Origin of the sequence: Micromonospora sp. 050-3 (genome assembly GCF_046549335.1) — a bacterium.
Lineage (GTDB): Bacteria > Actinomycetota > Actinomycetes > Mycobacteriales > Micromonosporaceae > Micromonospora > Micromonospora trifolii.
Genome location: NZ_JAJPVX010000001.1, coordinates 2,254,191 through 2,276,833, shown reverse-complemented (window position 1 = coordinate 2,276,833; position 22,643 = coordinate 2,254,191). Strand labels below are relative to the sequence as shown.

General features: G+C 68.9%; 26 protein-coding genes and 1 pseudogene. 14 read left to right on the top strand and 13 right to left on the bottom strand.

Annotated features, from left to right (window positions below; translation table 11 throughout):
* The first annotated feature begins 70 nt into the window (after positions 1 to 70).
* Positions 71 to 1,624, top strand: a complete 1,554-nt coding sequence (locus ACLJOK_RS10265) for an ArnT family glycosyltransferase (protein WP_410817886.1) — start codon at positions 71 to 73, stop codon at positions 1,622 to 1,624.
* A 29-nt stretch (positions 1,625 to 1,653) separates the two neighbouring features.
* On the opposite strand, the gene ACLJOK_RS10260 is transcribed toward ACLJOK_RS10265, so the two are convergent.
* Positions 1,654 to 2,133: an RrF2 family transcriptional regulator gene (locus ACLJOK_RS10260; RefSeq protein ID WP_410817885.1), complete on the bottom strand. Its 480-nt coding sequence runs from the start codon at positions 2,131 to 2,133 to the stop codon at positions 1,654 to 1,656.
* A gap of 126 nt (positions 2,134 to 2,259) precedes the next feature.
* Here ACLJOK_RS10260 and ACLJOK_RS10255 point away from each other — a divergent pair, with 126 nt between their 5' ends.
* Positions 2,260 to 3,000, top strand: coding sequence for an SDR family oxidoreductase (locus ACLJOK_RS10255; protein ID WP_410817883.1), 741 nt, complete (start codon positions 2,260 to 2,262; stop codon positions 2,998 to 3,000).
* Positions 3,001 to 3,037: 37 nt separating this feature from the next.
* On the opposite strand, the gene ACLJOK_RS10250 is transcribed toward ACLJOK_RS10255, so the two are convergent.
* Both ACLJOK_RS10250 and ACLJOK_RS10245 read right to left on the bottom strand, forming a co-directional pair.
* Positions 3,038 to 3,553 (bottom strand): GNAT family N-acetyltransferase, encoded by a 516-nt coding sequence (locus tag ACLJOK_RS10250; protein ID WP_410819302.1) that lies wholly within the window; start codon positions 3,551 to 3,553, stop codon positions 3,038 to 3,040.
* Positions 3,468 to 4,865: an MFS transporter gene (locus ACLJOK_RS10245; RefSeq protein ID WP_410817882.1), complete on the bottom strand. Its 1,398-nt coding sequence runs from the start codon at positions 4,863 to 4,865 to the stop codon at positions 3,468 to 3,470. The genes ACLJOK_RS10250 and ACLJOK_RS10245 overlap by 86 nt, the downstream gene beginning before the upstream one ends.
* A gap of 126 nt (positions 4,866 to 4,991) precedes the next feature.
* Between ACLJOK_RS10245 and ACLJOK_RS10240 the strand changes: the two genes are divergently transcribed.
* From ACLJOK_RS10240 to ACLJOK_RS10210, 7 genes are all read left to right on the top strand, one after another.
* Complete coding sequence (locus ACLJOK_RS10240; protein WP_410817880.1) at positions 4,992 to 5,924, top strand: LysR family transcriptional regulator; 933 nt, start codon at positions 4,992 to 4,994, stop codon at positions 5,922 to 5,924.
* 108 nt (positions 5,925 to 6,032) lie between these two features.
* Positions 6,033 to 6,371 carry an ArsR/SmtB family transcription factor gene (locus ACLJOK_RS10235; RefSeq protein ID WP_410817878.1) on the top strand — a complete coding sequence of 113 codons (339 nt, stop codon included), beginning with the start codon at positions 6,033 to 6,035 and terminating at the stop codon, positions 6,369 to 6,371.
* Between the two features lie 3 nt (positions 6,372 to 6,374).
* Positions 6,375 to 6,650, top strand: a complete 276-nt coding sequence (locus tag ACLJOK_RS10230) for a hypothetical protein (RefSeq protein WP_410817877.1) — start codon at positions 6,375 to 6,377, stop codon at positions 6,648 to 6,650.
* Between the two features lie 28 nt (positions 6,651 to 6,678).
* A complete protein-coding gene (locus tag ACLJOK_RS10225) occupies positions 6,679 to 8,292 on the top strand; it encodes a serine hydrolase domain-containing protein (RefSeq protein WP_410817876.1) in 1,614 nt (537 codons plus the stop codon).
* Positions 8,293 to 8,476: 184 nt separating this feature from the next.
* Positions 8,477 to 8,887: an ArsR/SmtB family transcription factor gene (locus ACLJOK_RS10220; protein ID WP_410817875.1), complete on the top strand. Its 411-nt coding sequence runs from the start codon at positions 8,477 to 8,479 to the stop codon at positions 8,885 to 8,887.
* On the top strand, positions 8,887 to 9,375 hold the full coding sequence (locus tag ACLJOK_RS10215; protein WP_410817874.1) for an SRPBCC family protein: 489 nt from the start codon (positions 8,887 to 8,889) through the stop codon (positions 9,373 to 9,375). The genes ACLJOK_RS10220 and ACLJOK_RS10215 overlap by 1 nt, the downstream gene beginning before the upstream one ends.
* Positions 9,376 to 9,379: 4 nt before the next feature.
* On the top strand, positions 9,380 to 9,940 hold the full coding sequence (locus ACLJOK_RS10210; RefSeq protein ID WP_410817873.1) for a dihydrofolate reductase family protein: 561 nt from the start codon (positions 9,380 to 9,382) through the stop codon (positions 9,938 to 9,940).
* Positions 9,941 to 10,029: 89 nt separating this feature from the next.
* Here ACLJOK_RS10210 and ACLJOK_RS10205 read toward each other — a convergent pair whose 3' ends face one another.
* Entirely contained in the window at positions 10,030 to 10,422 is a 393-nt protein-coding gene (locus ACLJOK_RS10205) for a hypothetical protein (RefSeq protein WP_410817871.1), read from the bottom strand.
* Positions 10,423 to 10,510: 88 nt separating this feature from the next.
* Between ACLJOK_RS10205 and ACLJOK_RS10200 the strand changes: the two are divergent.
* Positions 10,511 to 10,795: pseudogene (locus tag ACLJOK_RS10200) on the top strand (helix-turn-helix domain-containing protein); the annotation flags it as partial.
* A 66-nt stretch (positions 10,796 to 10,861) separates the two neighbouring features.
* Positions 10,862 to 11,476, top strand: a complete 615-nt coding sequence (locus ACLJOK_RS10195) for a dihydrofolate reductase family protein (protein WP_410817869.1) — start codon at positions 10,862 to 10,864, stop codon at positions 11,474 to 11,476.
* 202 nt (positions 11,477 to 11,678) lie between these two features.
* Here ACLJOK_RS10195 and ACLJOK_RS10190 read toward each other — a convergent pair whose 3' ends face one another.
* Positions 11,679 to 12,080: a VOC family protein gene (locus tag ACLJOK_RS10190; protein WP_410817867.1), complete on the bottom strand. Its 402-nt coding sequence runs from the start codon at positions 12,078 to 12,080 to the stop codon at positions 11,679 to 11,681.
* Between the two features lie 60 nt (positions 12,081 to 12,140).
* Between ACLJOK_RS10190 and ACLJOK_RS10185 the strand changes: the two genes are divergently transcribed.
* Together ACLJOK_RS10185 and ACLJOK_RS10180 are read left to right on the top strand one after the other, a co-directional pair.
* Positions 12,141 to 13,106 (top strand): helix-turn-helix transcriptional regulator, encoded by a 966-nt coding sequence (locus ACLJOK_RS10185; protein WP_410817866.1) that lies wholly within the window; start codon positions 12,141 to 12,143, stop codon positions 13,104 to 13,106.
* 134 nt (positions 13,107 to 13,240) lie between these two features.
* Entirely contained in the window at positions 13,241 to 13,708 is a 468-nt protein-coding gene (locus ACLJOK_RS10180; RefSeq protein ID WP_410817864.1) for an HNH endonuclease, read from the top strand.
* Between the two features lie 650 nt (positions 13,709 to 14,358).
* Here the strand turns inward: ACLJOK_RS10180 and ACLJOK_RS10175 are convergent.
* The 8 genes from ACLJOK_RS10175 to ACLJOK_RS10140 all read right to left on the bottom strand — a co-directional run bounded on the left by ACLJOK_RS10175 (position 14,359) and on the right by ACLJOK_RS10140 (position 21,689).
* Positions 14,359 to 14,898 (bottom strand): SUKH-4 family immunity protein, encoded by a 540-nt coding sequence (locus ACLJOK_RS10175; RefSeq protein WP_410817863.1) that lies wholly within the window; start codon positions 14,896 to 14,898, stop codon positions 14,359 to 14,361.
* Positions 14,895 to 15,434 carry a hypothetical protein gene (locus ACLJOK_RS10170; protein ID WP_410817861.1) on the bottom strand — a complete coding sequence of 180 codons (540 nt, stop codon included), beginning with the start codon at positions 15,432 to 15,434 and terminating at the stop codon, positions 14,895 to 14,897. The genes ACLJOK_RS10175 and ACLJOK_RS10170 overlap by 4 nt, the downstream gene beginning before the upstream one ends.
* Positions 15,431 to 16,000, bottom strand: a complete 570-nt coding sequence (locus tag ACLJOK_RS10165) for an endonuclease (RefSeq protein ID WP_410817859.1) — start codon at positions 15,998 to 16,000, stop codon at positions 15,431 to 15,433. Before ACLJOK_RS10165 ends, ACLJOK_RS10170 begins: the two co-directional genes overlap by 4 nt.
* Positions 15,993 to 16,487: a hypothetical protein gene (locus tag ACLJOK_RS10160; protein ID WP_410817858.1), complete on the bottom strand. Its 495-nt coding sequence runs from the start codon at positions 16,485 to 16,487 to the stop codon at positions 15,993 to 15,995. The genes ACLJOK_RS10165 and ACLJOK_RS10160 overlap by 8 nt, the downstream gene beginning before the upstream one ends.
* Before the next feature lie 4 nt (positions 16,488 to 16,491).
* Positions 16,492 to 16,815, bottom strand: a complete 324-nt coding sequence (locus ACLJOK_RS10155; RefSeq protein ID WP_410817856.1) for a WXG100 family type VII secretion target — start codon at positions 16,813 to 16,815, stop codon at positions 16,492 to 16,494.
* Positions 16,816 to 17,199: 384 nt separating this feature from the next.
* Positions 17,200 to 19,143, bottom strand: coding sequence for a S9 family peptidase (locus ACLJOK_RS10150; protein WP_410817854.1), 1,944 nt, complete (start codon positions 19,141 to 19,143; stop codon positions 17,200 to 17,202).
* 156 nt (positions 19,144 to 19,299) lie between these two features.
* Positions 19,300 to 20,778: a rifampin monooxygenase gene (rox, locus tag ACLJOK_RS10145; RefSeq protein ID WP_410817853.1), complete on the bottom strand. Its 1,479-nt coding sequence runs from the start codon at positions 20,776 to 20,778 to the stop codon at positions 19,300 to 19,302.
* Positions 20,779 to 20,975: 197 nt separating this feature from the next.
* On the bottom strand, positions 20,976 to 21,689 hold the full coding sequence (locus ACLJOK_RS10140; RefSeq protein WP_410817852.1) for a TetR/AcrR family transcriptional regulator: 714 nt from the start codon (positions 21,687 to 21,689) through the stop codon (positions 20,976 to 20,978).
* Between the two features lie 84 nt (positions 21,690 to 21,773).
* On the opposite strand from ACLJOK_RS10140, the gene ACLJOK_RS10135 reads away from it, so the two are divergent.
* The gene (locus ACLJOK_RS10135; protein ID WP_410817851.1) at positions 21,774 to 22,637 is read left to right on the top strand and encodes an NAD(P)H-binding protein; all 864 of its coding nucleotides are present in this window, start codon (positions 21,774 to 21,776) and stop codon (positions 22,635 to 22,637) included.
* Positions 22,638 to 22,643: the final 6 nt, after the last annotated feature.

Sequence of the window (22,643 nt, the reverse complement as noted above, 5' to 3'; positions counted from 1 at the left end):
CCCGCATTCGGGACTGTGCCGAACGCCGTACGGGCACCCGCGCGGCCACTGCGCCGGTCATCATGAGCGGGTGAGCGAGCCCGCGATCGAGATCGACCGACCTCAGCGGCCGACCCGGACGCCGCCGTCGGCGGTGCCACCGGAGCCGAGCGCGCGAACGCGTGGCCCGTGGCTGGTGGCCGCCGCTACCACAGTGACGCTCCTGCTACTCGCGGGCCGTTACGGCTACCACCGCGACGAGCTGTACTTCCTGCTCGCCGGCCGGCACCTCGACTGGGGCTACGTCGATCAGGGGCCACTGGTCCCGGCGCTGGCCCGGCTGCTCGACACGATCGCGCCGGGCAACCTGGTGGTGCTGCGTACCCCGTCGGCGTTGCTGGCCGGCGGCGCGGTGCTGCTGGTCGCCGCCATCGCCCGGGAGTTGGGCGCCGGCCGGGGCGCGCAGCTCTTCGCGGCGGTGCTCGCCGCGCTCTCCGGCATCGTGCTCGCCAGTGGCCACCTGCTCAGCACCACCACCGTCGACCTTCTGGTCTGGTTGGTCGCTGCGTGGTGTGCGGTGCGGTTGCTCCGCACCGGTGACAGCCGCTGGGCGCTGGGCATCGGGCTGGCGCTCGGTGTGGGCATGCTCAGCAAGCTGCTGCCGGCGCTGCTGGCCGTCGGCCTGGTCGCCGGGGTGCTCATCGCCGGGCCGCGCCGGCTGCTGCGCGACCGGTGGGTGCTCGCCGCGGCCGGGATCACCGTGCTGCTGGCCGCACCGAACCTGATCTGGCAGGCGACCAACGATTTCCCGCAGCTCGGTGTAGCCGGGTCCATCTCCGACGGCGACAGCTCCTACAGTGGTCGGTTCGAGGCGTTCACCCTCCATTTCGTCATCATCAGCCCGTACGCCGTACCGATCTGGATCGCCGGCCTCGTCGCGCTGCTGCGCCGGCCGGCCTGGCGGGCCTACCGGGCGGTGGGCTGGACGTGGCTGGTGGTGGTCGGCATCGTGTTGATCGCCGGCGGCAAGGGTTACTACGACGCGCCGCTGTTGCTGGTCCTCACCGCCGCCGGCGCGCTGGTCACCGTGGCGTGGGCCTCGCGCGGGTCGCTCTGGTGGCGTCGGGGGTTGCTCGCGTTGGGCGTGGTGCCGTTCCTGCTGCCCAACGTCGTGCTGCTGCTGCCGGTGCTGCCGGCCGACCGGCTGCCCGGTTTCGTGGTCGATGTCAACTACGACGCCGGCGAGACGATCGGTTGGCCGGAGTTCGCCGACTCTCTCGCCGCCGTCCATCGCGGACTGCCGCCGCAGGAGCGTTCGCGGGCGGTCGTCCTCACCGGCAACTACGGCGAGGCCGGTGCGGTGGCCCGCTACGGGCCGGCCCGTGGTCTGCCCCGGGCGTACTCCGGGCACAACAGCATGGTCGACTTCGGTCGGCCGGCCGCCGACGCGGACGTGGTCATCGCTGTCGGCTGGGAGCGCCCCGACCAGCTGAACGCCTGGTTCGAGGAGTGCACGCTCGCCGGGCAGGTGGACCAGCGCGTCGAGGTGGAGAACGACGAGAACGGCGGCCCGATCCACGTGTGCCGGGGGCTGCGGCGTCCGTGGGCGCAGATCTGGGACACCGAGGTACGCCACACCGGCTGATCGTGTTCACCCGGGTCTGCCGGTGCGGTTCAGGCTCCGCCGGTCAGCCAGGCCTGGATGCCGACCAGCGCCTCGGGGCCGGAGGTGGCGTCGACGTCACGGGCGAGATCGGCGATCGTGACCGCGGCGAGCGCCTGGTGCCACGCGTCCTCGGCCGCCCACATGGCGCGGGACACCGGACACGGCGTGGTGCAGGCGTCGGCCGGGGTCGCGAAGGGGCCGCGCTGGCGGATCTCCGTGCAGACGAAGGACGGGCCGGGCCCGTCGATGGCCCGGACCACGTCGAGCAGGGTGATGCTCTCCGGCGCGCGGGTCAGCACGTAGCCGCCCGACTTGCCCTGCACGGAGTGGATCAGGCCGGCGCGGGCCAGCGCCTGGAGTTGCTTGGCGAGGTAGCTGCTGGAGACGTCGTGCAGTTCCGCCAGTTTGGCCGCCGGAACGGGCGTGTGGCTGGTCGTGAGCACCACGCAGCAGTGCAGCGCCCACTCGACCCCGCCGGACATCTTCATGACCTCACCCTAGCCACCCCATTACCCGGACTCATTATGTCCGAGTATAGTTCCCGGACAAGGAAGGTCCGAGTATCGGCTGAACCTCAGCAGTCGGACCACACAGTCACGGGAAGGTGCATGGGCATGAAGATCGCCGTACTGGGCGGAACCGGTCTTATCGGGTCACAGGTCGTCAAGATCTTGCAGGCCACGGGGCATGAGGCGGTGCCGCTCTCCCCGTCCACCGGTGTGGACCTGCTCACCGGGCAGGGCCTGTCCGACGGGCTCTCCGGCGCCGAGGTCGTCGTCAACCTGACGAACTCGCCGACCTTCGACGAGGCCTCGCCCGCCTTCTTCCAGACGACCATGGACAACCTGCTGGCGGCCGCCGCTCGCGCGGGCGTCGGCCACGCGGTGATCCTCTCCATCGTCGGCGTCGACAAGGTGCCCGACCTGGACTACTACCGCGCCAAGGCCCTCCAGGAGGACATCCTCACGGCCGGTCCGATTCCGTACTCGATCGTCCGCGCCACCCAGTTCTTCGAGTTCGTCGAGGCGATCATGTCGTGGACGGCCGACGACAGCACCGTCCGGCTGCCCAGCGCTCCCGTCCAGCCCATCGCCGCGGCCGACGTGGCGCAGGCCGTCGCCGAGGTCAGCATGGGCGCGCCGTTGCAGGGCATCCGCAACGTCGCCGGGCCCGACGTCTTCGCCCTCGACGAGCTGGGGCGGATCACCCTCGCCGCCCGCGGTGACACGCGCACCGTCACCACCGACGACAGCGCCGGCATGTTCGCCGCCGCCCCCAACGACGTCCTCATCGCCAAGGACGACGCCGTCATCGCGCCCACTGCCTACCGGGAGTGGCTCGGCCGCCAAGCCTGAGGTGTCGACCTGATCCGCACGTCGCCGTGGCAGACGATCACGACGGCGGCGTGCGGTTCCCGGCCCGCCACTCGTGCGCCAGGATCGCGAAGACGAGCTGGTCGGCCCACTCCCCCTTGAACAGGTAACTCTCGACATGGCGGGCCTCCTGCCGCATGCCGAGTCGCGCCATCATCCGAGCCGACGCGGCGTTACGACAGTGGCACCGGCCGTAGACGCGGTGCAGCCCGAACTCGGCAAACCCCCACGCCAGCACCGCGGTGGCGGCCTCCGTCGCCAACCCGCGACCGCCGTGGTCGGGGTGGAAGACGAACCCGAGCTCGGCGGTACGGTCGGGCTGGCTGCGCCACACCAACTCCACGATCCCGATCACCCCGGCGTCGGCGACCACGGCCACCGTCAGGCAGTCACCCTCCGCGCGCCACGCGTCCTCGCCTGCCATGGCGAGCACCGACACCCGCGACTGCTCACGGGTACGCGGCTCCGCGCCGAGCATCCAGCGCACGACGTCGGGTCGACGCTGAAACGCGTACACATCGTCGAGGTCGTCGATCGTGACCGGGCGCAGGGCGAGCCGTGCGGTCCGGATCGGGTAGGTCGGCTGGAACATCACGCGATAGTAGAGAGACCCGTGCGGGGCGCTCCGGTGCCGGTCGATCGGCGTCCGGGCGCCGGGGCAGCAGCAGCGGGCTCGCGAAGATCATCAGCCCCGCGACCATGATCGCCGTACGAGGGCTGGTGGCCCGCGCGAGCAGCCCGCCGAGCGCGCTGAGGGCGGCGATGGTCGCGCTGCTGCCGATCGACCAGGCAGAGAGGGTACGGACGATGCGATCCTTCGGAATCTCCTGAAGGCGGTAGGTGGCGAGCACCGGGTTGTACAGGCTCATGCCGATGATGATCGCGAACTCGATGGCGATCACGGTGGCGAGACCGAGCACGCCGGGTTGGACGAAGGCGAGGCCGATCAGCCAGATCGCGCGGAGCGTGCCCACTGTGCGGATGATCCGATGCGGGCCGTAGCGTGCCACCACGCGACGGGCCAGGCGTGACCCGATGAGGCCGCCGACGCAGGGCACGGCGAAGGCGAGGCCGTACTGCCACGGTGGAAAGCCCAGCTCGCCGAGCAGGAGCACGGCCAGCAGTGGTTCGGTGGCCATGATCAGTCCCGCGACGAGCAGCTGGTTGAGGTAGAGCGCCCGCAGGCCGGGGTGGGTGAGCAGGTGCCGCCAGCCGTCGAGCAGCTCACCGGCCCGGACCCGGCCTGCGCCGGTGCGCCGCGGGTGGTCCTCGTGCCCGCGAATGGCGGTGAGGCCCAGCGCGGAGAGCAGGTAGCTGAGCGCGTCGGCCACGATGGTGACGACCGGCCCGAACAGGCCCACCGCCGCCCCGCCCAGCGGCGGTCCGAGCGCGATCGCGCTCCAGGTCGTCGACTCGAACCGCGCGTTCGCCACCAGCAGGTCGTCCGGCCGGACGAGGGCCTTGAGGAAGGCGCCGCTGGCCGCGTTGAAGGCGATCTTGGCGGTGGCGACCAGTGCCGAGACGACCAGCAACTGCCCGAAGCTGAGCCGGCCGAGGGCGTACGCGACGGGGATCGTCAGCAGCACCACGAACCGGGCCAGGTCCATCGCGATCATCACCCGCCGCTTGCGGTGGAACTCCACCCACGGCCCGAGCGGCAACGCGATCAGCGCGCCCACCGCCGGCCCCAGCGCGGCCAACACGGACACCTGTGCGGGGCTGGCCTGCAACACCAGCACGGCGATCAACGGCAACGCCCCGAAACCCAGCCCGGAGCCGTAGGCGCTGACCGCGTACGACGCCCACAACAAGCCGAACCGCCGCCCCAGGGATCGCCTCGCGGACACGCCCACACCTCCCGCCTCAACAACTCGGCGTTGACCGTGAGGATCAAAGCAACCCCGCTCACCCGGGATCAAACAACCGCGTGAGCGGCGAGCCACAACCAGACGTTGTGTCAGTAGGGTTGCCGGGTGAATCTCGACGCCGTCCGCACCTTCGTCGCCGCCGTCGACGCCGGCCAGTTCCAGGACGCCGCCGCCGCGCTGTCGATCACCCAGCAGGCCGTCTCCAAGCGCATCGCCGCACTGGAGAAGGACCTCGGGGTACGGCTGTTCACCCGCACCGCGCGCGGCACCCACCTCACCGTCGACGGTCAGACCTTCCTGCCGCACGCCCGTGAACTGCTCCGGGCCGAGGCGCGCGCCGACGCCTCCGTGCGCCCCGGCCGACGGGCACTGCGCGTCGACGTGCACAGCCGACGGATCGCACCGGCGGTGCTGTTGCAGGACTTCCACCGCGCGCATCCCCGCATCGAGCTGGACGTCGTCACCCTCGACGCCGACGTCCACGCCGCGATGGCCGCCGTTGAGGCGGGGACGGTCGACGCCACCTTCCACGCCGTCACCGTCGCTCCCCGTCACCTGCCCGCCGCGATCAGAGCCACCCGCGTGATCGACGAGCACCACGAGCTGCTCGTCGGCCCCCGCCACGCGCTCGCCAACGCCCGCACCGTCACGCCCGCGCAGCTCGCCGAGCACCGGATCTGGATGCCCGGCCTGGCCCCCGGCACCGAATGGGCCGACTACTACGACGAACTCGCCGCCGCGTTCGGCCTCACCATCGACCTCGTCGGGCCGGTCTTCGGCAACGAGGCGCTGCTGGCCGAGATAGCCGACTCCGCGCAGCTGGCGACCCTCGCCGGGGAACGCACCCGGTACCTGTGGCCGGACAGCTACGACCTGCGGCGCGTACCGGTGCGGGAGCCGGCGCCCATCTATCCCATGTCACTCATCTGGCGCGACGACAACCCGCACCCCGCGCTGCGGGCACTGCGCGACTACCTCGCCTCCCGGCGAGCACAGACACCGGACATCGAGGTCTGGCTACCGCCCTGGGGTCAGTGATCGGCGCGCGCCACGGCGTCCGTTGACACCTGCGACCCTCCCCTGTCAGACTTGCCTGACAGGGGGTGTCAGAGAAATCTGACGCCTTCATTGAGAAGGGAAACCAGGATGAGCGGCACCTCGCCGACCGGTGACGAACTCGTGTCGCTGCTGGCTGCACTGGCCAGCCCGCACCGGCTGCGAATCCTGGCCGCCGTGGCCCGGCAGCGGACCTACGTCAGCGAGTTGGCGCGCCAGCTGCAGATGAACCGGCCGCTGCTCTACATGCACCTACAGAAATTGGAAGCGGCCGGCCTGGTGACCGGCGAGCTGGTGACGGCACCAGACGGCAGCTCGGTGAAGTACGTCCAGGCGGTGCCGTTCACCGTGGCCCTGGACCTGGACGCGATCGCACTGGCCGCACAGAACCTGACCGGCTCGGGGCCGGCCGCAGAACAGGAGAAGTGAGCAATGACCCATCAGGTGGCATTGGACATCGCGCAGACCTCCACCATCGCCGCGGTGGTGATCGTGACGGCGGTGATCGTGGTCGCCGGTCTCATCGGGACCGGCATCTACCGCGCCCGGTACGCGGCGGCTCGGGAGGAGGGCTACCGGGTGCTGGCCGAGCGCAGCGCCATCGGCGCCCAGGCCACGGCCGACGAGATCAAGGGCGTGCGGGACGAGCTCGGCGAGGTTCGGCAGCGCCTGGCCGCGCTCGAGAAGCTGCTGAGTCAGATCGGCTGACGGCCCACCGACAGGGAGGACGCGCCACATGAGCACCTGGACTGACGCGCTGACGCGGACCCGACGGCTCATCGCCGTGGCCGGCTGCCTGATGGTGACCGCCGCGGGGCTGGCCGCCCCGGTCGCGGCCGGCCCCGCGGCTGTCGACGACCTCGCCGCCGGCGAACGCTACCTGCGCACGTACCTCAAGCAGATCAAGGCACCCGGGCTGGCGTACGCGGTCATTCGCGGCGACGAGGTCCTTCAGCGAGGCGCCTGGGGCGTCGACGGTGACGGCCGACCGATCACCCCGCAGACCCCGTTCCTGCTCGGGTCCACAAGCAAGTCGTTCACCGCACTGGCGGTGGCGCAACTGGTCGAGGCCGGCCGGGTCGACCTCGACACCACCGCGTCCACGTACCTCCCGTGGCTGCGGCTGGGCGGCGCGGACACCGCCCGGACGATCACCGTCCGCCAACTGCTGACCCACACCAGCGGCCTGCCACAGGTGTGGAGCACCGACCTGACCGACCGCTACGACAACCGTCCCGGCGCGCTGGCCCGATCCGTACGGGACCTGGCCAGCGTGCGACCCACCGCCGCCGTCGGACGGACCTATCAGTACAGCGACGCCAACTACATGATCCTCGGCGCGCTCGTCGAGAACGTCACAGGCGACACCTTCGGCGGCTACCTACGCCGTCACGTGCTGGACCCGCTACAAATGACGCACTCCGCGGCCACCGCCGACGAGGCCCGCGCCGTCGGCATCCCGGCCGGACACCGGTACTACTTCGGCCGTCCGCAGCGCTTCGCCGCGCCGTTCGACACCGCCGGAGTGCCCTACGGCTTCCTCGCCGCCAGTCTCGACGACCTGTCTCACTACGCCGTCGCACAGCTCAGCGGAGGCCGCTACGGTGACACCCACATCCTCGGACCGCAGAGCACACGACAGCTGCACACCGGCACCGTGACCACCGGTCACGGCACCTACGGGTTCGGTTGGAAGAACAGCACCCTGGACGGCGTCGGCACCCGCATCGTCTGGCACGCCGGCGCGACCCCGGACTTCTTCACCCACATCGTGCTGGCACCCGACTCGAACCTCGCCGTGATCATCATGACCAACATCTACGGCCTGCACATGGACGCGCCGCTCAGCGCCGGGGCGTTCAACCTCGCCCGCATCCTGCACGGCGGCTCACCCGCTACCGCCACCGAAGACCCGATGCAGGTCTGGGCTCTGGTCGGCCTGCTCGGGGTCGCCGCGGTGCTGCTCACCCTGCTGGCCTGGTCCTGGGCTCGCGTCCTCCGCAGGCGCCGGGGTGACTGCGCCCCGCCGGCCCGTTCCCGTGGCCGAACGATCACCGCCACCACCATCTGGATCGGTGCCTGCGCGCTGGTGGCCGTCGGCGTCGCCTGGCAGGTGCCGGCCTTCTGGGAGGGCGCCGGGCTGGCCAAGCTCCAGCTGTGGGCACCGGACGTCGGTCACGGTATTCGCGTCGTGGTCGTCCTGGCAGCCGCACTCGCGCTGACCCGGCTGGGCCTGGGCGTGCACACCTTACTCACCGCCCGAGCGTCGATCATGCCCCCGGCACGAGCGCGCGTACGCGACGACTACCCCATCACCACCGGACGTCGGGCGGGCCTGTCGGACCGGTAACTCCACGCCGCGTCGATCGCGGTGGCGGAGTCGGACGACGTCACTGGCGCGCTTCTCAGCTAGGTCGAGGATTCGGTCGACGTGCTGCGTCCACCGCGAAGGTCACTGCGATGTCTCGGCGTGTGTTGACACGCGTTTGTGCGGCACTACATTTAACGTGTTGGTTAAGTGATAGGAGGCCCCGGTGTCTGGCAGCGATCAACTCAGCGCGGTGTTCTCGGCGCTTGCCGACCCGACCCGACGGGCGATTCTCGCCGAGTTGGCCGAACGCGACGCCACGGTCACCGAGCTCACCGCTCCGCTTCCGATCTCGATGCCGGCGGTGTCGCGGCACCTGAAGGCGCTTGAGCGCGCGGGGCTCATCTCACGCACCCGGTCGGGGAAGCTGCGGATGAGTCGCATCGAAGCCGCCCCGCTGCGTGAAGCGGCCGAGTGGATCGAGCGGTACCGGCGGATCTGGGACACGTCCCTCACCCGCCTCGACGCCCACCTCGCGGCCGTGCAGGCCGCCGGTCGCGCAACAGACCGAACAGCCCACGGCCCGGCGACCTCCGACAGGGAATCCCCGACCAGGGCATACGACAAGGAGAACTGATGGACAGCGACAGGCCGCCAATCGTCATCTCACGCGTGGTGGACGCGCCACGGGAGCTGGTCTACCGCGCTTTCACCGACCCGGACCACCTGGCGGCATGGTGGGGACCGATCGGCAACTCACTGCCCCGAGAGGAGATGGAATTCGACGTCCGCCCTGGCGGCTACCAGCGGTGGACCGAGGTCTTCCCGACCCAACCCGGCCTTCGCGTCGAGGTCCACATCGACCTCACCGACGTCGTCGACGGCGAACTGCTCGACGGCATCGCGCACGTCACCGGGCAACTGCCGGACGGCATCGAGCCGCACGAAACAAGGATGCGGGTCGAGTTCCACGACGAGGCCGATGGACGGACGCGACTCGAGATCCGTCAGTGGCTCGGCGAGCAGCTGGCCGCTCCCGCCAACCAGGGTTGGAACGAGGCCTTCTCCAAACTGGACGCCACACTGCGGGATGCTCACCCCGTCGCCGTCGACGTCGAGGTGTAGCGCCATGGCCAAGCTGATCTACGTGACCAACGTGTCCCTCGACGGATACATCGAGGACGAACACGGCCGCTTCGACTGGACCCCACCCAGCGACGATTACTTCGCGTTCATCACCGATCTCATGCGGCCCATGAGCACCTACCTCTACGGTCGGCGCCTGTACGAGTCGATGGCTGTCTGGGAGACCGACTCCGCCCTGGCCGCGGGGTCGAAGCTGAGGGCCGACTTCGCCGACGTCTGGCAGGCAGCGGACAAGGTCGTCTACTCCACCACGCTGGACTCGACGTCGACTGCCAGGACCCGGCTCGAAGGGAGCTTCGATCCCGCCTCGGTACGCGCCATGAAAGCCTCGGCCACCGGTGACCTCACCATCGGGGGCGCACAGCTCGCGGCGCAGGCATTCCGGGCCGGGCTGGTCGACGAGTGCCACCTGCTAATCCACCCCATCCTCACCGGCGGAGGCAAGCCCGGGCTGCCCAGCGGCACCCGCCTCGGCCTGGAGCTACTGAGCGAGCGCCGTTTCAGCAACGGTGTGGCGTCCCTGCACTACGGCATCCGCACCTGAGACGGTCGTCGGCGTCTCCGACCCGGACGTGTGTCGGTGACGCCGACGGGGCTTCGCCCAGCTCGCTCTGCGCGAGCTTCGCATCTCCGTCAGTCGCCATACCAGTGCAGCGCCAGGCCAGGCTCGTCACGCCAACGCGCCAGCAACGCCTTCAGCTCCGCCACCAGCCCACGCTCCGCGTCGTCAGCAGCCGTCGCCCCCAGACGGTCGACGTCAGCATCGAGCTGCGGCAGATCTTCATGAACGAGTACGCCATCTGACCACGGGTTGAGCTGACCCAAAATCGGAAGTCGGTTACCGCCGGCCGCGTTCAGCAACGGCAGCAACTCCTCCACCGGCACGTCGAGCAGCAAGCCGCGCTCCCGCGCCGTGGCCCACTCTTCGGCGTCGGCGCGATAGCGCTCCCGCCGCTGCGCGCGGGTAGCCCGACCCAGGCTCTTCCGACGCGGCAGCGGAGCGCGCAGCACCAACAGCAGACCCACCCCGGCGACGCTACGGCAGCTCTGCTGTGGCGGGACGTGGGTACGGTGACACGGTGCTCTCGGCCGGAGGGTTTCAGCCGGTGTCAGCAGCATTCACCTGGCGCAGCGGTTCAAGGAGCTCATCGGCGTCACGCCGAAGCGGCTGGCCCGCTCCTACCGCTTCGTCGCCACCGTGTTCGCGATCGACCCCGCCGATCCGATCGACTGGGCCGACCTCGCCGGTGGCGCGGGCTATTTCGACCAGGCCCACTTCGGCCACGAGTTCCGGGCGTTCACCGGGCTCACGCCGACCCGGTACCTCGAAGTCCGGCGGCGGTTCCTGCGCGAACATCCCGGCCACGTGCTGGACGGCTGGCCGCTGCCAGCCGATTGATTTCTTACAAGAGCGACAGCTCACGACACGCTAACTTGGGGGCACCCCCAAGCAGAGGAGAGCCCCGTGGGCATGGTGGTCATGTACGGCTCGGTGTCGGTGGACGGCTTCATCGCGGACGAGAACGACCAGCCCGGACCGCTGTTCGACTGGCTGTCCAGCGGTGACGTCTCCTTGGACGAGAGCGCAGTGCTGAAGGTGTCGCAGACGTCCTACGACTACACCCGGTCGTACTGGGACCAGATCGGAGTCACGATCGCCGGCCGCCACGTCTTCGACATGACGGACGGCTGGGACGGGAAGCCTCCGGGCGGGGTCGACCACGCGGTCGTCGTGACGCACCGGCCGCAGCCCGAGGGGTGGGACCCAGAGGCGCCGTTTCACTTCGTCGACGGCGTCGAGGCAGCCGTGGCCAAGGCGCAGGAGCTCGCGGGTGACCGCATCGTCGAGGTCGCCGCTGGCGACGTCGGTGGCCAGGTGCTTGCCGCGGGCCTGGTCGACGAGGTGCGCATGGACGTCGTACCCGTCGTGTTCGGGTCCGGCAAGCGCTACTTCGGGTCGGTCCAGGCGCAGCACCTGTTGGAGGACCCTGACGTGGTGATTCAGGGCAACCGGGTGCTTCACCTGCGCTACCGGGTGCACCAGGAGCGCTCCGCTCGAGCGCTGAGACCTCTCACCTGACTATCAGCGCGCATCTCTCACTGGATGTCAGTAGCTGATCTGTTGCGCGCCACGGTGGCCGGCCCCACAAGATGACCCCCCGAGAAGATCGCCGTAGCCCGCAGACGTACACCTCCGAGAAGTACACCGTCGACGTGGGGCACTCGTGGTCCTCTACGGCAGGCGCGACACGTGACGTGCGCGCCTGCCGCATTGTGGCCTTTCAGCCCTTCGGTGCGACCCGGATACGGTTCCCGTCAGGATCGGCTGCGAGGAAGGTCAGCCCGAACCCCGCATCGTGCGGCTCGTGCAGGATCGTGACCCCCTTGTACTGCCACTGCTTGAAGATCGCGTTGACCTCGTCGGGTCGTCCACCGCCGATGGCCAGGCAAACCTCACTGGTACGCGGGACGTCCGGCGACAGATCCTCGAACTGGCCAGACCACAGACCGAGGTCAGCGCCTGGCCCGAGGGCGAAGGTGATGTATCCCGGAGTCTCGAACGAAGGGCTCAGGCCGAGGAGGTCGCCGTAGAAACGAGCTGCGGCGGGAGCGTCGTTCACATAGACGATGGACACGACGGATCTGGTCATGGTTGTTCCTTCGCACAGGTCGTAGGTACGCATCCACCAGCCTGACCGGGATATGCGCCGCATCGTGTCGCAATTTCTTGAAAAACTTGGTGGGTGACCCCGGACCGCTTCTTCACCCTGATGCTGCTCCTCGAATCGAGGGATGGCGCGACCACACAGGAACTTGCCTCGACGCTCGGGGTTTCCCTTCGAACCATCACCCGAGACCTGAACTGGCTCCGCGATGCTGGCCTTCCGGTGACCGCGCACCGGGGCCGCCTCGGCGGCGTGACCATGCTGCCCGGGTCCGGGCTCGACCTCACGCGACTCACGCCTGGCGAGCGTGATCATCTCTCGCTCATTGGACTGGATGAGAAGCAACGCGCGGAGCTCAACGCATCGGTCGAAAGCCAGCGCGCGCTCTCCAAGATCGCCGCTACACAGCCACGTCGAGTTCATGAGCTCCTGCCGCTCACCGACGTAGTGCACGTGGACAGCCGTCCCTGGCGTCAGGCACGAGCTTCCGGCACGACGCCGGCTTCGCTGATCGGCGCAGTGCGGCGAGGCCGCCGGCTACGGATCGAGTACGACAGCCCGCGCGAGTCATGCCCACGCGACCTGGTCGTGGATCCCTACGGGCTGTTCGCCAAGGCTGGCATCTGGTACCTCGTCGCCGACTGTGCCCGAGTGCCACGGATGTACCGACTCGAACGGATCACGACGTGGAAAGAAGTCGACCAGCCACGACGGCTCCGCGAGAGCCAGACCCTGGCCACCGTCGCTGCAGCGCTCACTGCTCAGTGGGAACACAACCACGGGATAGAGGTCAGCGCCACCATCGACCAGACGCAGATCGAGCGAGCGCAACGGATCTTTGGCCTACAACTCGTCCGGGACGACCATGAGGAATCCGCCACCGGCCGCAAGGTAACAATCCGCTTCCTGCATCTAGAGGACGTGCGAGCACTACTGCCCTTCGGGAGCGCCATCACCGTGCACGGCCCCACCGAAGCCAGGGCTCACCTCCGCGCCCTCGCCACCGACCTTGCCCACCACTATGCGCCGTCGCCAACGTCCTGACCAGCAACACCTAGGTGTCCTCCTCAACCCCGACCATGGGGCATCCGTCGCCACGGCCCTGCTCAGGCAGAGCGCCCGCCGGGTCGGGGCACCAGCAGGTCGAAGATGTCGGAGCACTGACCTAGCCTGGTGAGATGCTGTCGCAGGTGAAGGGCTTGTCCCGACATTTCACGGAGGAGACTCTGCGGGCGCACCTCATCGATCGGTCTGTTCGTCGAGACGACGGCTGCCTGATCGTCTGCGGCTACGGTGGCCAGCGGGGCGTGTACCAGAAGGTCGCCGGGAGGGCTTGGGCCCACATCACGGCCTACGTTGTCTTCGTGGGTGGCTACGACCCGAGTTTGGACGTGCACCACCTTTGTGGCGTGCCGGACTGCATCGAACCCACTCATCTGCAGCAGGTGACACACGCCGAAAACTGCCGCAAGCGCACCCAGCAGCCGCGTTGCCGCCATGGGCACGAGCGTGAGATCGATCCCGCGAGTGGCCGCTACCGCAAGGTGTGTCGTGTGTGCAACAGCGAGGCCCAGAGGAGGTGGCGTGTCCGCCAGGCCGCAGAGGTTGCCGCAGCACGGGCGGCTTACGGGCGGCAGGTGGACTGAGCGCGTACGGCGCTGTCTCGGACGCCGAGTTCGGTGAGCAGTACGCCTTGATGGCGAGGACGACGTCGATGGCCCAGATGGCACAGGCGATGGCGATGCCCAACCACCACACCAAGGTCATTGCGGTGAACACGCTGGCGTAGCCGATGTGCCGTCACGTCACCGCTTCCGTTCGGAGCGGATGAGTAAGCACGTGAGCTGGCCGCCAGAGCCGTGCAGGGTCGTCAACACAACATCCTGATTCCTTACGCACAGGAACTGTCATTATGGTGCGCATACGTTTCGCCCCTTTTGTGGCAGGTATTTATCAAATTATCGTTAACAACAATTCAGCAATCCCGTCAGGAGGGTCCGGAAGGCTCGAAGGACATGGCGCGCGACGCCTGAGCAGGTGCGGTGCCACGCAGTCGTCAGGTGGCCGGGGGGCTCAGCACGAGATACGCGGATGCCTTGTCGCCATCGGCACAAGGCCGTCGGTTTCTCGTGTCAACGCAGGAGACGCCATGAGCGGGCGGACTTCGTGGCGAGGTCAGGACGTGGGTGGCCTTCGCTGTCGGCCACGAGCCCGTCAAAAGAGGTGCTTTCGTCTCGAACGACGTGGCGGACAGGTATTCATGCGGGCTGTGACCGTCCGCGCCCCTCGCCGGTCGTCAGTGGGCGGTGGACTCCAGTTGACCGAAGGCCAGGCTCCACCACGCCTCCGGGTCGGCGAATGCGGACGGGTCCACCATCGTCAGGTCGGCGCGGATAGCTGCAGCGCGGGCCGCACGCTCCCGGCCGCCCGGGTCGTTCGCGATCAGCTGCCCGAGGCGGTAGAGGAACTCGACGAACGCCGCGAACGTGGTGTTGACCTGCTCGAAGTTCGGTGATTCCAGATCCAGCAACTCGACGCCGCCGGCCAGCGTGTCCAGGCAGAACAGCATCTGGCTGTCCTCGGGAGAGCTGCCCAGGACGAGGTAGGTGCGCGGCCCTGCGTCGCCGACTTCGATCCGCAGCTTCGAGAACAGCTCCAAGCCTTGGACGGCGACGTCGACGGTGAACAGGATCGGGACGTCCGTCGGGAAGGCGCCGTTGGGTGGGAAGGTCTCCGGCCGGATCGGGCCGAGGATGTCGTCGAACCGGTCGACCGGGAAGTGCAGCACCCCGTCGGCGCCCCACAGGTCGATGAGCTGCTCGTACGTAACTGTCACTCGTCCGGTTCCTCGTCGTCCTCGTCCGCGGTGGTGAGCCCGTGCTCGTCGAGAAAACCCCACCACTCGTCGTCGCCTGCGACATCGACGTACAGGGGACCGAACACGTAGCCGGCGAGGAAATATTCGAGGTTCGGCATCAGCTCCTCGAACTCCTCCCGCACATAGAACGGGTCACTGCTGGTCTGCGGGCACCACCAGACCGCCCCGGTGTCGCGCCGCAGCAGCACCGGTTCCCGGGCCAGGACGCCGAGGTAATACCACTCGGCGGGCTCGTCGGCCACTCCGGTGAACTCAGGCATGTGGCCGAGCATGTCCCGCCGGTAGTCGAGGTGGACGGTGCCCCACAGTTCGAAGTCGCCGGCCCGGACGCCGTCGGCGACCTCCAGCAGGTCCCGGACCGGCTGCGGCACATCGTCGGAGATCTTGTCGACCGGCGCGCCCTGATTGATCTGCGCCCACAGCAACGTCGCGGGCTGGTCTGCCTCCAGATCGGCGCGCAGCTCCACGATGAGTTCCCGTAAGTCGGGATTCATGGGATCACCTCTATTCGGATCGGCGTTCCGTCGGGCAGCTTCCGAATCATCTGCCAGAACTCGTTGCCCATGTCCTGGTTCGTGTCGGAATCCAGAAGCCTCAGATTATCGACGGTGTCCGGCCCGCCTAACTGCGGATCCCACACATGATCGACATCGAGAGAGTCCAGGCGGGCCTGAAGCTTCCTCGCCATGGCCTTGCCCTCCTCGGTGGCTTTGCCGCCCGGTGGCCAGTACTTGGCGAGAATTGCGTCCCGGACGCGTTTGCGGTAGGCCTTGGTGAGCTCGGGGTCCTTGTCGACGGGGTTGGCCTGCTTGAACAGCTTGCCCTCGTCACTGAGCTTTTGCAGCGCTCTGACCTTGCGGTCGAAGGGCCCCTTCTTGTAGAACGGCTTGCGCTTGATCTTGAGGACGAACTCGGGCAGGTCGTTGTTGCGGGTGACCGGCTCGGCTCGCTTCTTCGGCTTCGTGGCGGCGGCCTCGACCGCCTTGCCCACCAGCTTGCCGACCTTCGCCTTCGGCACGTCGCCGCGTGGCTTCGAGCTCTTCGGCTTGTGGCTAGGCATCCATCAGCTCCGAGAGGACCTGGTCGATCAGCAGGCCAACGATCTCCCGCATGATGATTTGGAAGATCGGAATCTCGAGAAGTGACGCGCCGAAGGTGACGACCGCCGTCGCGATGGCCTGCGCCACCTGAAACGCCAGAATCGCGAGCTGCACGATTATCTGGATCTTCAGCGCCAGCACGATCGCCGCGCAGATCATCAGACCGGTGCCGATCAGCATCGCCGCCTGGGAGTAGCTCGGCAGGGTGCCCGGCCCGCTCTCGGCGTCCGTCCACCACTTCTGGAACGCCTGCACCGACTCGGCGCTGTGCTGCGACCAGACTGCGGTCGCGGCTGACCCGGCTTGGCCCGCGGCGGCCCCGACGGTACCGCCGAAGGCAAGCCAAGCCTGGCCCATTTCGAAGATCTTCTCCTCGTCGGCCTCGGGCCAGGTGTACCCGAGCCAGCTGAGCGCGGTGATCAGTTCCCCCGGCAGTTGGAGTCCCATGCCGTCAGTCCAGTTGTCCGCGGAGAGACTGGATCATGCCGGCCGCGTCCTGCTCGGCGGCCTCGTAGTTGTCGGCCATCAGCGTCAGGTCGCTGCCCGCCGACCCGATCTCCTCGGCCGACTCGCCGATGCAGTCGAGCACCCAGGCCGCGACAGTGGTGTACGCCACGCCGATCAGCGACCCGATGTCGTCGGCGCCCCACGGCTCGCCGAAGCCCTGCATCTGCGACTCGAAACTCTCCAGGTCACCGATGAACCCTTTGGCGACGTCGATCACGGCGTCCCCGCCGGACCGCAGCAACGCCGGATCGACCTCGAAGCCGTTCACCCGACGCAACCCCGCGACATCCGCGTCTGCCTCTCAGCTAACGCCGGCTTGAACTCGCCCGCCCGCGGGCGGCGCGCGGTCTCGTCATCCTCTGGTGCAGAACCGGCGGCTCGCAGCGGACCGACGGTCGCGGCCAGCATGCGGGCGAACCCCCCGCCCATCGATTGGTCCATTGACATCTGTCCTCCCCGTTCGACCGGAGAATACAACCGAGCCGTCCTTCATCGACACCCGTTGAGGCGAGACAGCCCAGCGCTGACGGTCCACCCGCGTCTGACCGGAAGACCGAGCCGGTAGTTGGTGGGCGGGGAGCAGCGATGACGCCCCTACTTGTGAGCCACCGGCTGGCGCGGCTCGATGAGACCGCGTGGTCGGCCAGCTACATCAACGACCAGGGGAGGCAACGACCTCTGATCCGCGTGCCGGTCCTGGCCGCAGCCAGCGATCAAACCAGGAGCGGGTCCGGCGCAGGACGTCGAGTTGGTGGTTGCGTTCCCGGACCGAGTGGCCCTCTCTCGGGTAGATCACGAACTCGTGCTCGACGTCGAAGTGGCGCAGCGCCCGGTGGAGGAACTCGGCCTGTCCGAGGGGAACGTTGGTGTCCTCGGCGCCGTGCAAGATGAGCACCGGCGTGCGGATGTGGCTCGCGAAGGAGATCGGGCTGACCGCGTCATGCGGGTGTGGGCCGATGCCGGACCAGCCGGTGCTGCCGCCGAGCGCGGCCTCGAATTCGCCGTTCTCGCCGGTCGCTGCGAGCATGCCCCAGTCGATGATGCCGGCGCCGACCAGCGCGGCACGGAAGCGGTCGGTCTGGCCGATGGCCCAGGCGGACATGTAGCCGCCGTGGCTCCAGCCGGCGATGCCCAGCCGGTCGGGGTCGGCGATGCCCTCGGCGACGAGCAGGTCGATGCCGGTCAGGATGTCGGTCCACTCCTGCTGGCCGACCCGGCCGGCGACGCTGGCGGCGAACTGGTGGCCATGGCCCTGGCCGCCGCGCGGGTTGGGTAGCAACACCGCGTAGCCGGCGGCGGCCAGCCACTGCGCGCTGGGGAACCAGAACAACTGACAACGATCGGCATAGCGATCGTACGGGCCTCCGTGCACGATCGTGACCAGCGGAAATGGGCCTTCCAATGCGGTTCTTCCGACCGGCAGTACGAGCAAGCCGTCCAGGTCGAGGCCGTCTGCGGCGCGGTAGTCCAGCGGTTGTTGCGTGCCGAGTGCGACGCCGTCCAGCTCCGGGCGGGTGTTGGTGATTCTTCGCAGCGGGCCGGTGGGCGCTCCGATGTGAACGTTCGAGGGCTGATATCGGGTGCCGGTGAGCACAGCGATCTCGTCGGCGGCAGGGGTGGTGGTGAGGTTGTCGAGTCGTCCGGGGTGATGCGACAGGGTTGTGAGGTCGGTGGGATCGAGCAGGGCCACTGTCGTGTTCAGGCCGTCGGCGAACACCACCAGCGGGGCGGCATCGGTCTGGCAGAGTTCGGTAGGGCACATCGAGAGGCCGGCGGTGCGGTTGCGCACGACGCCGCTGTCCACGGCCAGGTCGAACACGGCGGTGCCGGCCTGCAGAACTGGTGGGGTGAGCGCGATATAACTCAGGTGCCAACCGTCCTCGCCCGGCCACCAGGCCAGAGATCGTGCGTCGACCTCCACCGGTCCGAGGTTCTCCGCGGTCCCGGTCGTGGGGTCGAACAGGTGCAGTTGGCCGCTGCGCGGGCCCTGATCATTGTCGGCGCTGGCCCACGTCAGCACGGCAAGTGGGCCGCCGTCGGGGCGTTGCCGCAGTTCCACGACGTGCCGGTCACCGAACACCTCCGGGGTGGTGACCCGGCCGGTGGGCAGGTCGAGCAGGCGTAACCGGGCACGTGGTTCGTGCTCGCCGACGACGATGGCGTCGTCACGGTCGCGGGCGCGGCGGGTGTCCTGCTCGGTGGGTTCGTCCTCGGCGAGCAGAGCGACCAGGTTGGAGTCGGTGAGCGGCAGATGGTCGAGAACACCGACGCGCCAACTGGTCAACGTGGTTACCGTGCCGTCGGCGAGGGTGAGCCCGTGCAGTTGCGTGGTACCGCGGTCGGCGCGGTCGGACAGAAAGAACAGTGTCGCCGAGTCGGCCGACCAGCGCGGCTGCGACTCGGTCGCGGCGTCGGCGGTCGCCCGGCGTGACGCGACGGCGCCATCGGTGTGTACGAGCCAGAGTTCGGTGTCGAGGTGGTCACCGGTCCGGCTGACGGGCACCAGGACGTAGCAGAGCAGGCGCCCGTTCGGGGCGAGCGCCGGGGTCTGCGGGCCACGACCATCGACCAAGAGTTCGGCGCTCAGACCTGTCATGCGATCAGTCTGCCAGCATCAACAGGTGATCGATCCACTGCTGGCTCACTGGTGACGCGCCGGCAGACGGCGACCTGGCCGCCTGCCGGCGCGTCGGTAGGTGTCGCCGTTGCCAGCATGGCGACTGCTTCTCACCGAGGCCCTGACGAGCCGAGATCAGTGGGCGGGCTTGCCGAACCAGCGGGAGAGGTGGTCGTCCAGGTCCCGCTGGTCCTGACCGATCCAGGCGACGTGGCCGTCGGGGCGGAGCAGAACACCCGGAACGTCCACTGCCGCAGTGGGGTCCGCGAGGTAGTCGACCCGGTCTGACCAGCCGCCAACGGTGAGGCGTTCGGCGCGGTCCAGCAGCAGGCCGCGGCCGCGGTGCAGCAGACCGTAGAGGTGGCCCTGTTTCACGTCCATGTCGGGCAGGCGGCGACCGAGCAGGTCGGGGCCTGCGCCGAAGTCGTAGCGGATGCCGATGGCGGTGATCTTCTCGAGCAGGTGCAGGTTCACCTCGTCGAAGTCCATCAGCTCGGTGAGCAGCCTGCGCACGGCCTGTGCGCCCGGTTCGGTGGACAGCAGTTCCGTCTGGGCTCGGGTGTTGTCCAGCACCTCCTCGGCGACCGGACGGCGTTCGGCCTGGTAGGTGTCCAGCAGGGCGTCCGGCGCCCAGCCGCGGATTCGCGCGGCCAGTTTCCAGCCGAGGTTGAATGCGTCCTGGACGCCCAGGTTGAGGCCCTGTCCGCCGATGGGCGGATGGATGTGCGCCGCGTCGCCGGCCAGCAGCACCCGGTCGACCCGATAACGTTCGGCAAGCCGCGTGGCATCGCCGAAGCAGGACAACCAGCGCGGGGAGTGCACGCCGAAGTCGGTCCCGGCGATGGCGCGCAACTGGTGTTTGAAGTCCTCGAGTGTGGGCGGTTCGACGCGGTCGCTGACCCCGGCGGCGGGCACCAGGACGCTGTAGACCCCGATGCCCGCGGGTCGGAGCCAGAATCGCTGCTGGGTCTCGCGGACCGCGGCCACCGTGACGGCGATCTCCTCCTGCGGGACGCCCACTTCCATCTCGCCCATCAGGCTCTCGGTCCGGGCGGGCTCGCCGGGAAAGCCGACGCCGAGCAGTTTGCGCACCGTGCTGCGCCCGCCGTCGCAGCCGACGAGATAGCGCGACCGCAGCTGTTCCCCGTCGGCCAGTGTGACGGTCACACCCTCGTCGTCCTGCTCGAGACCGGCGACCGCGCAACCGCGCCGGACCCGCGCGCCCAGTTCGATGGCGTGTTCTTCGAGCAGACGTTCGATGACCGGCTGCGGGATACCCAGCAGATAGGCGTACCGGGAGTCCAGGCCCTGGGGCGCGGGTTTGGGGATGGCGGCGAAGTAGGCGCCGGCCGGACGCTGTCTTCCGTGCGGAAGGATGCGATCCAGCAGTCCGCGCATCGCCATCAGCTCGAGACTGCGGATGTGCAGGCCGACGATGCGGACGGCTGACGCCGGCTCGGTCTCCTTCTCCAGAACGAGGACCCGTACGTCGTGCAGCCGCAGTTCGGCGGCGAGCATCGCGCCGGTCGGCCCGCACCCGGCAATGATCACGTCGTACGTGCGGGGCGTGCGATCGGTCGACGGCGGCTCGGCGGTGAATTGCGCAGGTTGCATAGGTGTTGCCTCTCAGGAGTGCCGTGTTGGCAGGGCGCTCCCGGCGACACCTACGTCAATCGCCCGACCGTGACGGCAAGGGGGAGCACCCACATCGCTACAACGTTCATGGGTCTCACCTCCTCGGGCGGTGTCGCGGTCAAGTGCAAACTATCTCTGCAAGCGCGATCCCGTCGAGTCGTTTCCTCGCCAGGTGATCACGGCGTCGGGTGAGTCAGCGATCGGTGGAGCCACTCGGCCATCAGCGCGCGTTCGGCGGCGGTGAGCCCCGGGAGGTCGGGCAGCACCGTCGCGAAGGTCACCGCGACCGCGCTCGCTGTGGTGTCGGGTGTTGCCGGAGTCGTCGCCAGGATGCTGGTGAGGACGGCATCGAGCATGGCCTCGCCCAGACCGTGGTCGCGCTGTTCGGCGGGCATTCCCAACAGCGTGAGGATAACTCCGTTGCCCGCCGAGTGGATCATCAGGAGAGCGTGCTCCTCGTCGACCCGAAGGAGGCTGGCTGTGGCGAGGCGCCGGACGCGACGACGTAGCACATCGAGGCCGGCGACCGTTGCCGGCGAGGGTGCGCCGCTCCCCCGCGCGGCGATCAGCGCGTACAACTCGGGGTTTGTCAGGCCGAACTCCACGTGCGCGCGCCACCCGGCGCGCAGGTCCGCAACCGGGTCGCCCGTCGGGACGTCCGCTGCGATGGATTTGCCGCTGACGTAGGCGGCCATGACGTGCTCGGCGACGGCGTCGATGAGGCCGTCCTTGTCGCCGAACAAGCGATAGATGGTCGGCGCCTGCACGCCCGCGGCCTGAGCGACGGCGCGCGTCGTCACCGCGTTCGCGCCCTTCTCGCGCAGCAGGTGGGTCGCCGCCGCGACGATGCCCGCACGGACGTCGTCGCGGGTGTCCTGCGTCGTCACCATGAACCGATGCTAACAGCGCCTTGTTATCCACGAATTATCGGTGTTAACGTAAAAGCCGTATCGCCGATAACAAGGAGTTTTCACATGATCGTCGTCACCGGTGCCACTGGTCAGCTCGGGTCCCAGATCGTCGACCGGCTGCTCGACCGGCTGCCGCCCGAGGCCGTGGGCGTGAGCGTGCGCGACGTCGACAGGGCCGCCGGCCTCGCCGAGCGGGGTGTGCGGGTGCGCGCCGCGGACTTCACCGACCCGGGCACGCTGGGGCACGCCTTCGAGGGTGCTGACAAGGTCCTCATCGTGTCCGCCGCTATCCGCGGCCCCGGCGCGATCGTCGCCAACTGCGCCGCCATCGACGCCGCCCGCGCCGCGGGAGCGAAACGGATCCTCTACACCAGCCACCAGGCCGCCTCCCGGGACTCGCTCTTCGCCGCCCAACCCACGCACGCCGCGACCGAGGAGCACCTGGCCGGACTGGGGGTTCCCTTCACCGCCCTGCGCAACGGGTTCTACGCGAACGCCCTCAGCTTCTCCATCGGCGCCGCGCTGGAGACCGGGCAACTCGTGGCGCCGGCGGACGGCCCGGTGTCCTGGACCGCGCACGCCGACCTGGCCGAGGCCGCAGCCATCGCCCTGGCCGAGGAACGCCTGCTCGACGGCATCACGCCGGCGCTGACCGCGGCGGAGGCACTCGACCTCGAAGCGGTGGCCGGAATCCTCACCGACATTACGGGCCGCTCCATCACCCGGGTGGTCGTCGGCGACGAGGAGTGGAAGGCCAATGCCGTCGCGCACGGCATGCCCGCAGCCGCCGCCGACTTCACCGTCGGGATGTACCGCGCAGCGCGACGGGGAGAGTTCGCCGTCACCGACCCGACGCTGCAAACCCTCATCGGTCGTCGTCCGACGCCCGTCCGCTCGGTGCTCGAGGCCATCGTTTCCCAGCGGTAATGCGTG